The organism is Microbacterium sp. CH12i, from assembly GCF_000685355.1.
Lineage (GTDB): Bacteria > Actinomycetota > Actinomycetes > Actinomycetales > Microbacteriaceae > Microbacterium.
Genome location: NZ_JHET01000004.1, coordinates 272,137 through 283,709 on the forward strand (window position 1 = coordinate 272,137; position 11,573 = coordinate 283,709).

Here is an 11,573-nt window from a genome sequence, read left to right on the forward strand (position 1 = left end):
TCACGTCTAAACCTGGATCACTGTCGAGATCTGCTGCGAAACCGGCGTCCAGAGATCGACTTCCACTTCCGGCGCTTCGATACTCACCACAAGCGAGTAGTTGACGCCTCGGTCGCTCTGGTCCAGTTTCGGGCGGTTCTTCCACCAACCCGTGACGGGATAAACGGCAACGGCTTCCTTGCTCGCAAGATCGACCGCTGACCCTCTCCAGATATCGGTGTGGAGTGATCCCGTCGAGGTCTGCTGGTCACGACCGAACAACCAGCCCTTTTCAGCGTTGAGCTTGAGCGGCTTTTGGCCGTCCTCGCGTGCCTGTTTGTTCACTCGCTGCCGGAACGCATCGACGCTGTCCTCGGGTCGCTTCATCGCAAAGCGGAGTCCGTGAGACGGATAGACGTATCGACCAGTCCAACCACGGCTCGAGGGGTTTGGCTCCACGAAGTACGAGAGGGTCACCCTCAGGAGGACTTTGGTCTCCCCGAGTGCCGATAGTTCGGCGATCGGCCATGGCAACTTATGCAGATTCATCTCGCGGGCAGTCCCGCTGCTGGAGTTGCCGTCACGCTCGTACGGGTGAATCACTGCCTCGTCGACCAGCGTGAGAGCGTTTGCCGCACTGCGCGTCGCACGATCAAGGCTTGGCACGCCCATCCCGTAGCGGCGCAAGAGGTTCACGGCCTCCTTTTTGGTGGATACGCCCTCGACTCGCGCTCTCATCGCGTCTGTCCATTCAGCCGAATGGACGATCAGTGCCCGTACTGTCTCCGCACGCAGGTGCGGATACGCAGCTCTAATGTCGCTGGCGATGGCTGCGACTTGAGCTGTAGCGGCAGACGTGTCGCGAGAAGTGGTGAAGTACCCCTCGCCCGGTCGTTGCATGCGCGTCGTTAGAATCGCGAGGTTCTCGGGTGTGTCAACTTCAGTGCCCGCTGGCGAGCGCGCGAGGTTCCCGCCGGGGGCTACAACCTCTGGCTTGAAAGGCCAGCGTTTCTGATCAAAAGAGACTGACGTGCGACTGGTCGGTGACAGTTCTCCGCGCGGCGCAACGGGAACGTACCCCTCGAAAATATCCAAAGCATGGTCCATCGCATCGTGCTCCGCGTACGCACCGACAGTCAGTGCGTTCCATGATTGCGAGGGGTCTTCGACTGCTTCAGCGTCGCTGCGGTCGAGATGGTCGTCTTCAGCGCGGACGTCCCGGATGTTGCCCGCTGAGATGACGAAAATCCGTGGCCTGGGTGCTTCGTCGCGGTTCAGGTATGTGAACTTTGGTGAGGTGTCGTCGATAGCACGACCGAACGCCAAAGCATCTATGGTGGCGGACCATGCCGTGGGGCGGCCCGATTCTTGCTTCGGACGGTCTTGTGCATTCGCCCCGGAGCTTGCTGGGGCTGCAGGTGCAGTGATCGCCAACATGAAAACACGAGACCGTTCAGGGGCGGTGATCTCGGGCTGGTCAACCGCGCGAGCGGTGACTGCCCCATAGACGTCGGGGTCGTTCTCCGCTGTGTCCGGCAGGAGCTTGACTGATTCGAGCCGGTGCCCAAGCCTGACCTGTTGATTGGAAGCGACTGCTGCCTGTACGTCGCCGTACAGGGCAAGGCCTGCCATTTCGGTACCGTGACTCCAGATGGCCACATCAGCTCGCCAGCCTGACTCCACGGCATGGAGATCCGACGACGCGAACGACTCTTCGAGCAACGGGTGTCCCGCTTGGACTCCTCGATCAAGGATGCAGACCACGGGTGACCCCAACTCGGCGTGCTCTACTCGCCCCTGAAGCTCACGTACCCAGTCAGCCTGCTCGGACGCCGAAATGTTCGGCAGAAAAGAGGAAACCTCGTGCGGTCGGCGCAGCTCCGCGATGTCATCAATGGTGCGGAACATCCTGGAAAGCTGCTCCGCTGAAGCCTGGACCAAGAGGACTATGCGATCTCCGAAACCGAGGTAGTGGTCGCTGGTTCGCAAGTTCTGTTGGCCCGCGTAGTCAGCGAGGCGCTCGTGTTCCTTCCCGTCGCTCTTTCGCAGCCAGACTTCCCACCAACGTAGCTGCGTCTGGAGCGCAGGGAACTCGTCTGCCGGATCAGTCCATAGCTGACGGATAGTCGCGAGTCGGATCGACGCGATGCCTTCGATCAAGGCAGCATTCTTCGGTTTTCCCGTCTCGACCTCAGCCGTAGCCACGTACTGTTCGAGCTTCTTGAGGAAGAACTCCTTCTTACCGTCCGGGATGAAGACGGTCGCGATGATCACCACGCCATCGGCGTTCTGCTCTTCTTGGACAGCAACGAGTTCGGGCTGTTCACCGGAGCGATGCGATTCAAGGCTCTCGATCGCGAGCTCAAGCCCCGGGAACGACACGAACGTAATGTACGTTCCTTTGTTCTCGCCATCATGATCCGACTGGGTAAAGGCGCTCTCGAACTCGCCGGTCAGCCGTAGGCCGTGAGCCGGCCGGTTACCTCCAAAGCCACCACCTTTTGGCGTCACCGCCAACGATATCGGTGTGAACGACTCCGTCGCAGGGGGCGTCGGCACAACAATGTGCGGACGGTCTCTCTCAGCCATCTCGCTAAACGGTCCTATCAGCTTGCAAAGTTGGCCGCGGGCGTTCTTCTAGTGCTGTGATGAGGTCGTCCGTATGCACTCGCGATCGCCCACTCAGGATCGCTCGCTTCGCGGCGTTCTCCGCTGCCGTAGCGATTTCAGCGTGGCTGAGACCACGCGCTGTTGGAACGATGCGCGCCCAACTCAGGTTGTTGATCTGGAACGATGAGAGCCGGTTCTTGACAACCAACTCCACCGAGGCATCGTCAGGCAACGTGAAGTCCATTACCGTATCGAAACGGCGAAAAAAGTGCGTTATCAAGCAGCCGTGGGTGGTTTGTCGCCGCGATGATGACGCTCTCAGACGTGTCTTCTTCGAGGAACTGAAGAAAAGAGTTAAGGACCCGTCGGATCTCACCCACGTCATTCTGGGCGGCGCGGTCGCCGCCGAGCGCATCGACTTCGTCGAAAAGGTAGACGCCACGCGTCTCGGCGAGAGCATCGAAGATCAGACGCAGCTTGGCCGCGGTCTCACCCATGAACTTGGTAAGCACGGTGTCCAGCCGGATGGAGAACAGCGGCAGTCCTAGTTCGCCAGCGATTACGCGCGCGGTCGAGGTCTTTCCGGTCCCGGGAGGGCCGGTGAGCAGAAGGCGACGGGCAGGAGTCAGCCCATGCTTAGCGAGTGCATCGCGCTGTCGCTGCTCTAGAAGGACGTGCTTCAGTCGGTCGTCGAGCTTTCCGGTGAGAACCAGGTCGTTGAGTCGCGCCTCAGGGTACGAAACGTTGAGGAGCGAACCAAGCTCGCCCTTCGGCTGGGCGAAAGGAACAATCGAGGCTACGCGCGCCTTCTGCCCGGATCGCTCTCGCAGTTCATTGACAAGATCGCGAAGTTCTTGAGCAAACTTTGACTGCCCGGCACGAGCCGCCTTCGCTGCGACTTGCATTGCGACGGCGTAGAACTGCGGGTCATCGCCATCGGCGTGGCTCTTCACAAGCGCTTTAAGCTGATCGTTGGTCGCCATGTGGGACCTCCTCTCAGAGCGCTTCTTGATGCCTCCCGATGCGTGCGGACATCGTCAGTCTACCGGGGCACCTCCGACATGGACGGATACCGCGCCCGGTGATCAGCACCGAACTCCCGCGACTTCACACGCCCCAACGCAACGACGCTGACGGGCCCGATCCCGATGAACTTGAGCGCGTTCCAGATGCAGACAAGAGCAACGACGTAGAGCCAACGGGACGCTCCCCCCGTCGATGAGCGCAGTGCAGACGCTCGCGGCGAGAAGGTACGGGATTGCGAGGAGCATCGCGGGCACGCCCCACTTGAGCCCGCGGCGGGTTCGAATCGCGTCGAGCAGGATGTTGGTGGGCATGTACCTGCGCATGAAGTTGCGGAGGTGGATGCTGACGACCCAGATGATTCGAAGCATGACAACGGTCCTCTCATGGTTCGGCAACGTTGAACCTTGGAGGACTGCCCTGGGGCCGTCATGCCATCGCGCGGGCGATGGCGAACATTGAGTGTGTCGCCTGGTTCCAGGGTACGCCGAACCAACGACATAGGAAAGGGCGGTGCCGCGCACCTGCACGGTGATGACTGGCCGTGAAGGAGCCCTACGATGACTTCCCTCTCTTCTCTCGGACACGACGAGCGAAGCGCGCGTACCGTTCTCTCGCTCGTGGCTGCACCAAATGATCCGTCGACCGGTCGTCTCCTTGCCCGAGTCGGCGCTGTCGAGCTGCTGCGCCTCGCTGATTCTGATAGTGCGGTGCCCGGCCTCGACCAAATCGCAGCGGCAGTATGGCGCGAACGCTTGCACACTGTGAGCAGCGCCGACACCTTGGCCACACAGATGGCGGCCTTCGAGCGACAAGGCCTCCGGGTCGTGATTCCGGGTGAGAAGGATTGGCCAGTCGCCCTCAACGATCTCGGAGCACGCACACCATATGCACTTTGGACGCGTGGCGAGACTGCGCTGCTGGCCAAGCCTTTCGCCGACCGCATCACGCTGACCGGTGCGCGCGCCTCCACCGCGTATGGGGACCACATGGCGATTGAACTCGCCAGTGACCTCGCGCTCAGTGGCCGTGTCGTTGTCGCTGGCGGTGCCTACGGTATCGAAGCAGTCGCACACCAGTCGGCGCTGGCGACCGGTGGAAAAACGATTGCAGTCCTCGCGGGTGGGGTCGATCGCGCATACCCTGCCGGACACACGGATCTGTTTGCGCGTATTGAGCAACAAGGTCTCCTCGTCTCTGAGGTTGCACCGGGTGCTGCACCAACACGGCAGCGCTTTCTCGATCGTGGCCGGATTATGGCCGCGCTCTCCTCGACGACGGTGATCGTTGAGGCGGGGGCGCGGTCAGGATCGCTCCGTGTCGCCAACGAAGCAGTGGAGCTTGGTCGCTCAGTCGGTGCAGTTCCTGGCCCCGTCACGAGTGCCGCCAGCTATGGCTCCAACATCCTCATTCAAGACAGACGCGCCCGTTTGCTCACAGGTTCCGAAGACGTTCTTCGACTCGCCGACGAGGACAAGAGCAACGACCACAACACGGAGCTGTCACGAGCATTTCGCATCGCTGCAGCGTGGGATCGTCGCTCACCCGATTCACGCGGCCTGTAATCGCTCATCTTCTTCAGCGCAGTTGACTGGAGAAAAGTTTGTGCACCGGCGAGACTGGGCAGCGGTCAGAGCACCCGCCCCTCCGAAGTCCGCTCAGACGGCTCACGATGGGACTGCACAACCTTGGCCCCGGCGTTCATACGGCGGATCTCGGTGAGTGCTGCTTCGGCCCTCGCGTGATCGATTCGCTGCGCCGTGGCCTCGGGTCGGAGCCCAAGCGGGCTCGGCGTCGTGACGGCGTATCGGTCGCGATACGCGGCGATTGTCCGCGCCGCCAACTGCCGCCTCTCACGCCCCGATGCGGCAGCGGGAGCTTCACCGAGTGACGCGATCCATTGCGCATCATCGACGAAGGCTTCGCCGAGCACTGCGTCGGCTCGCTGCGTGATGAGGTCACGACGTTCATCGAGCGCCTGACGCATGTCATCAGCAACCGGTCCCATCGCTTCGGGTACGAGCCCGGCGATGAGCCTGGGCACCTTGCGTGTGCGGCCTGATCCAGCTGGTCGCGCGGTGGCGTCGATAACTCGGTGTCGGATGACGGCAGCGATGTCGTCCGCATTGCCAAAGCCACGGGCACGGACGAGACGTGGGAGCAAGTTGGCCAGGTCATGATGGTTTGCTTCAGCTCGGCGCAGCTCTGCGGTCAAGGGGCCGAACGCATCCGAGCCAATTACATCATCGGCTTCGTCTGCACTGAGGCCGGATGTCCGAACCAGAGCGGCCCACCGGTCGCGTTGCGCTGCGGCGGCGATCGCCTCATATTCTGCGGCGAGCTGGGCGATCGTTCCCCAGGACTCTTGTTCGACAGCGATCGTTTCATGCGCAGAGAGTTCGGCGCCGACGTGCTGGAGCACGCCGCCGAGAATACTGCGGCCAGTGACTTCATTGTTCTCACCAGGATGTGGTCCATCGTGGGAAGTGTCGGGCGTATCGATGGCAACGTAGGCGATATTGGCGTCACGGCCCCGCGTCATCGCCACGTAGAGAGTCTCCCTGGTCATGGTCGAGTCGACGAGCACGTGGGCAGTATCGGTGGTGAGGCCTTGCGCGCGGAAGGATGTCACGGCGTAGCCGAGTTCGACGTGCTCAGCTACATAGTCGACTGGCAGAAGAACGCTGGTCCCCCAGGAACTTCCAGCCCGTCGAACAAGCATCGATCCATCGCGTCGAACATCGACGACGTTCCAGCGATCTCCGTTGCGCACCCAGCCTCGCCCTGCCAGTAGGCGGCGGTCATTGCGGCGCGTGATGACGATATCTCCGGATGCCGCATGGGTTCCGTCGTGCAGCTCAGACTCACGTGACCCGCGAACGGCGCCATCGAGAATCAGATCGGTGCGCGCTCGGTTGTTGAGTGCGGTCACCGATTCATTGGAGTCTGAGACGAGAACCGTTGCACGCCCCGCGACGAGATCGCTGCGCCAGGCGGTATACGCTGAATCGATCATTTCCTCGGTGTCCCCGTCAACGATGCGTTGGTGCTCGTCGTAGGTGTCGATGACGTCGGTGTGGCCATGGCGAAGATCGAGGGACGCCCGCTTTTCCCAGTCGTGCGTGAAGCGGTGAACATCGACGAGTTCGGGCACGTCATTGCGGTCATGTGTGAGCAGCCCGAAGGCCCCGCCCGCGTCGACAGCCTGGAGCTGTGCGTAGTCGCCGACGAGTAGCACTTTCGCTCCGACCTCAGCCGCGAGCTGGGTGATTCGGTCGAGCGAGAGCGTTCCCGCTAGCGACGCTTCATCAACGATCACGAGCTGACCCGGCTGGAAGCTTACGCCTGCTTGGAGATGGTTCTGCCACCATTTCGCCGTGTTCTCGGTCGCGATCCCAAGATCCTCAGCAAGTACCTGTGCCGCACTCGACGAAGGCGCAAGTCCGACGACAGCGCCTTTCCCGTGTTCCTTCTCCCACGCCCATCGCAGCGCCCTCATCGCGGTTGTTTTCCCGGCACCAGCGGGACCGACAAGCAGATCGACGATGCGACCGGACACCGTGATCTCCGCCAGCGCGGACGCTTGGTCCTCCCCCAGCACCAACCGCTCACGATCAGGCTTTCGCACGATCCGCTCGACCGTCTCCAACGAGACAGTCGGGCCCGTCGTTGTGTGCGCGAGTTGAAGCAGGCGCTCCTCGGCGTCGAGCAGCTCACCAGACGAGAACACCGTGGAGTTCTTCGGCCGAAACACCGACGTCTCGTCACTCCTGCGAAAGACGGCAGGGCTGGATGCCAGTTCGGGCGGCGTGAGTCGAATCGACACAGCCTCAGCAGCATCCACAACCATGCCGATGATCGCTTCACGATCGCGTGTGCTCGCGAAACGGTACCGCATCGTTTGCCGGGCAGCTTCGGCCGTGAGATTCCACCGGCGCCACGTCGAACGCTTCTCCCCAACTACAGTCACGACGCTCTGTCCCAGCCCGCGAACGACGTCAAGCGGCACATCATCAGCGCGCAAGAGCAACGGCGCGTTATTCGCGGTGACCTCACGTGCCCAGCGGGTTGCCTCGCCACCAAGGATGTTGCCCGCCCGCTGCCGCCACTGAGCAGTGAGGTCGGCGAGGGAGTGGATCTCTTTCTCCGGGCGTGTAGCGAGTGTCGCCTGGGCACGCAGCTTGATAATCGTCGTGCTGGAGGGTTGCCTGCCGTGCTTCTCCACGTACGCAGCGATGAGACGATCCTTCTCCTCGTCGATGTGCCGCGACCGCGACGAGAACTCGGACACAAGTTGTTCAGGGACCTTCGCGATCGCCCATGCCGCATTGCGCTCCCGTCCGCGCTCACGCGTTTCCCACTCAACTCCGAAGAGCCGCGTGAGGTGATCGGCGAACACGGCTTCGTGGAACTCGGAGAGCGCCACTGTCGCAGCGTGCAGGGGCCGCCCGTCCAAGCTTCGCCACTTGTTGTCGAGCACTGTCTGCACCTTGTTGCTGATCACGACGTGCGTGTGCAGATGGGGGTCACCCGCGCGTGAGTCGTAGTGGTCATAGGCTGTCGCGATCAACCCACGCACCTCGACCTGTGCAACGGCACCGTCCCCAGGGGTTGCACCGGCGCGCGTGGCTGCAACCTCGCGCTCCATAAACGCAACCACCTCTGCAACCGCTGCATGGTGTGCACTGACGATGAGTGATTGCGTTCCTGTGTCAGCGACTGCCCACAGCACGGAGGCGGACTTCGGGATAGAGAAGGTGAAGTCATATCCGGCCACCGCCCGTCGAGTGCCACGCTCGGATTCCTCCGCTTCGATCGCCGCGACGGCCCGGCCTCGAGCGGTCGGACCCAGCCCCGGATCGAGCGCACCGACTCGCTCCTGAACTCGCTCAGCCACCGACTTGTACGCCGGGTAGGATCGGCCGAGCGGCACGCCGGTAAGCGGGTCACGACCCATGCCGATCAGCAGCTGGAGCTGCGCCTCGGTGATCTCATCGCCGTCGCTTAGTTGCCCGCTTCCGAGTGCCGCGAGGCCGCTGCCCATCCATCGCCCCGGCGGCGTGCCGTCCGCGTTGTAATACCTCGTCAACGGAGTCGAGAGATCTCGGTCGCCGTCACCGGCGGCCACTGTGCGCAGCAGGTACTTGTAGCCGTCGCCCGCCGACATCACCCGCATCGACACCGTCACCGCAGCTCACCTTCCCTCCATCAAGGAGGAGGTAAACAAGCAGGATCGGCGACTTCAGAAATCACACGCGAGTTGTCGCGACCTCGATCTGCAAGACGCGTGGCAGCCCTGAGGGACAGTCGGAACGACGGCTCCGCGCGGCGCCGGACGGACGGACTCGGAACGATCTCGGGAGTGGGTGCGAGCACCTGGCTGCTGACGAACCCGGCGTTGAGCGGGGACCACCGATCCGCCGGAGTCTTCATGCGCGAGCTGAACAACGAGAACGCCGACCGCCGTCTGCCGGCCGGGCCGCTGTCCTCCGGCTAGGGCGGGCTCGACCTCGCCGTCGAGCAGGTGTTCGGCGCCCACACCGTGTGGTTCTCCGAGATCAACGAGCCCGTCGCCCGCGGTTTTCGCGCACCGCTGGCCCGACGCCCCGAATCTCGGCGACATCACCACCATCGACTGGAGCCAGGCTGAGCCCGTCGATGTGCTCTGCGGCGGGTTCCTCTGCCTCAATGTCACGGACGGGATTGGGTCCAGCAGCTCGAAGCTCCGCGGTCGACAGTCATCCGAGGGCTATACCTCGGAGTAGAAGCTGAGCTTGTTGCCGTCGGGGTCGGGGAAGTCGAAGTAGTCCATAGCGTCCGGGACGTGTTCGAGCGGCCCGCGCTCGATGCCTTCTCCGATCAGACGTTCCCGTTCTGCGGCGGCGTCGCTGACTTCGAACCGGGTCACGACCTCCGCCCCGGAGCGGCTTGTCGGCTCTTCGCCGAGCTGTAGCCAAATCGTGCCCAGCCGAAACTCCACGACACCTTCGGCGGGTGCGAGGTCTGGATCGCCAGAGCGAACACGTCCTCATACCACTTGACGGCTCGGTTCGAGTCGCTGACTGGTAGCCCGACCGTCACGCTCTACACGTCCATGCGTCCCATTGTCTCGTGCAAGTGATCGTGACGTCGAGAGCGAGTTCTCGGCTACACGGCTAACAGCGCGACCGAACGCCGATCGGACACCAGCGTTACGGGCTCGGTCGACCGGAGCAGGGGGAAAACTCGCCTGGCGGGGTGTCGTTTCAGCGCACGGATGGCCTCGGTGTTGGAGTTCCCCAGCGCCCGCCCGGCGGCGAGGTAGTCCTGCGCGGGCTGGTGCATGCGCTTCTAGGTGATCGCGATGCGGCGGATCGCAGCGTTCATCCGCCGGTTCCCGCCCCGGTTCAACCTCACCTTGAATCGGCCTGACTTTCGTTTCTATCGGGAGCCTTGCCCGGCGGATGCCGGATTGGCTGATTCGATGTCAGCGTAGTACGCCGTCTCGACCTCGATCGGGGTGCGCATGTCGAGCTCGCCGTGGAGGCGCTGGTTGTTCCACCACCACACCCACTCGAGGGTCGCGAGCTCGACCTGCTCGACAGTCTTCCAGGGGCCGCGCAGCCGGAGGTTGGCGGACTGCGCGAGAAGCGGCGGGCGGCCACGTCGCAGGGATGACTATTTGGTGAAAATACCCCAGGGGGTATAATGGTCTCATGGCGACGAGAGAGATCACGAGTGAGAACCTGGCCCGGGTGGTTGAGGACAGTCCGATGCTGCTGCTGGATTTCTGGGCGGACTGGTGTGGTCCATGCCGGAGCTTCGCGCCGGTGTTCGAGGCGGCGTCGGAGGCGCACCCGGACGTGGTATTCGGCAAGATCGACACCGAGGCGCAACAGGAACTGGCGGCGGGATTCGGGATCACCTCGATCCCAACGCTGGTCGCGTTCCGGGAGGGCGTCATAGTATTCGCTCAGCCGGGTGCGCTGCGGGCGCCGCAGTTGGAGCAGATGATCGCCGGGATGCGCGGGCTGGACATGGATGAGGTTCGTACGGCCGTGGCAGCTCGGGACGACAAGGCTTCGGAGACGCGACGGTGACCCGTGTGGTGGTCGTCGGCGGCGTGGCCGGCGGGATGAGCTGTGCGGCACGGGCGCGGCGCCTAGACGAGTCCGCGGAGATCATCGTGCTGGAGCGTGGGCGGTATGTGTCGTTCGCGAACTGTGGTCTGCCGTACTACGTGGGCGGGGAGATCGTCGAAGCGGATCGGTTGCTGGTGCAGACGCCGGAGCGTCTGCGGGCGGCGCTGAACCTGGATGTGCGCACCGGTCACGAGGTCGTGGCGCTCGATGCGGCCGCTCGCGAGGTGGTGGTGCGCACCTCGGCCGGTGAGGAACGGATCGGTTACGACGCGCTGGTGCTCTCGCCAGGGGCGGTAGCCGCTCGCCCGCCGATCGAGGGGCTGGACTCGCTGCGGGTGCAGACGCTGCGGACGGTGGAGGATGCGACCGGGCTGCGCGAGCGCGTGGAGGCGGGCGCGCGACGGGCGATGGTGCTGGGCGCGGGATTCATCGGGCTGGAGGCCGCCGAAGCGCTGGCCCGGCAGGGCTTGGCCACCTCGGTGGTAGAGTGCGCCCCGCAGGTGCTTCCCCCGTTGGAGGCCGAGCACGCCTGGCTCGTGCAAGAGGAACTGACCAGGCTTGACATCGCCGTGCACACCGGGACCGCGGCACGCAGCATCGTGACCGGCCCCGATCAGGACACGGTGGTGCTCGATGATGGCACCCGTCTGGCGGCGGATGTGATCGTGCTGGCCGCCGGGGTGCGGCCGGACACGGCCGTGTTCGAGGCCGCGGGTGTTGTGTGCGAGCAGGGCGCGCTCGTCGTGGACGAGCACGGCAGGACCTCCCTCGATGGGGTCTGGGCGGTCGGAGACGCAACGGTCAGCGTCGATCCGGTCACCGGGGTGCGCCGGCCGGTCG

At 63.5% G+C, this 11,573-nt stretch carries 9 protein-coding genes; 4 read left to right on the plus strand and 5 right to left on the minus strand.

Features of this window, described 5'->3' with window-relative positions:
- Window positions 1-6: 6 nt before the first annotated feature.
- Both DC31_RS06345 and DC31_RS06350 read right to left on the minus strand, forming a co-directional pair.
- On the minus strand, window positions 7-2,568 hold the full coding sequence (locus tag DC31_RS06345) for a S8 family peptidase (RefSeq protein WP_036278228.1): 2,562 nt from the start codon (window positions 2,566-2,568) through the stop codon (window positions 7-9).
- 245 nt (window positions 2,569-2,813) lie between these two features.
- Window positions 2,814-3,572 carry an AAA family ATPase gene (locus tag DC31_RS06350; RefSeq protein ID WP_235201370.1) on the minus strand — a complete coding sequence of 253 codons (759 nt, stop codon included), beginning with the start codon at window positions 3,570-3,572 and terminating at the stop codon, window positions 2,814-2,816.
- 600 nt (window positions 3,573-4,172) lie between these two features.
- On the opposite strand from DC31_RS06350, the gene DC31_RS06360 reads away from it, so the two are divergent.
- A complete protein-coding gene (locus DC31_RS06360) occupies window positions 4,173-5,177 on the plus strand; it encodes a DNA-processing protein DprA (protein ID WP_051606497.1) in 1,005 nt (334 codons plus the stop codon).
- 65 nt (window positions 5,178-5,242) lie between these two features.
- Here DC31_RS06360 and mobF read toward each other — a convergent pair whose 3' ends face one another.
- Complete coding sequence (mobF, locus tag DC31_RS06365) at window positions 5,243-8,800, minus strand: MobF family relaxase (protein ID WP_081813742.1); 3,558 nt, start codon at window positions 8,798-8,800, stop codon at window positions 5,243-5,245.
- A gap of 174 nt (window positions 8,801-8,974) precedes the next feature.
- Between mobF and DC31_RS19870 the strand changes: the two genes are divergently transcribed.
- Window positions 8,975-9,109, plus strand: a complete 135-nt coding sequence (locus DC31_RS19870) for a hypothetical protein (protein WP_268748217.1) — start codon at window positions 8,975-8,977, stop codon at window positions 9,107-9,109.
- A 252-nt stretch (window positions 9,110-9,361) separates the two neighbouring features.
- Here the strand turns inward: DC31_RS19870 and DC31_RS06370 are convergent, their stop codons facing one another.
- The gene (locus DC31_RS06370; protein ID WP_051606499.1) at window positions 9,362-9,592 is read right to left on the minus strand and encodes a VOC family protein; all 231 of its coding nucleotides are present in this window, start codon (window positions 9,590-9,592) and stop codon (window positions 9,362-9,364) included.
- Between the two features lie 440 nt (window positions 9,593-10,032).
- Window positions 10,033-10,263 (minus strand): IS3 family transposase, encoded by a 231-nt coding sequence (locus tag DC31_RS19245; protein WP_372460301.1) that lies wholly within the window; start codon window positions 10,261-10,263, stop codon window positions 10,033-10,035.
- Window positions 10,264-10,307: 44 nt separating this feature from the next.
- Here DC31_RS19245 and DC31_RS06380 point away from each other — a divergent pair, with 44 nt between their 5' ends.
- Window positions 10,308-10,691: a thioredoxin family protein gene (locus DC31_RS06380; protein WP_036278234.1), complete on the plus strand. Its 384-nt coding sequence runs from the start codon at window positions 10,308-10,310 to the stop codon at window positions 10,689-10,691.
- Window positions 10,688-11,573: NAD(P)/FAD-dependent oxidoreductase (locus DC31_RS06385; protein ID WP_036278237.1), on the plus strand; the 886-nt coding region annotated here is incomplete at its 3' end. The genes DC31_RS06380 and DC31_RS06385, both read left to right, overlap by 4 nt.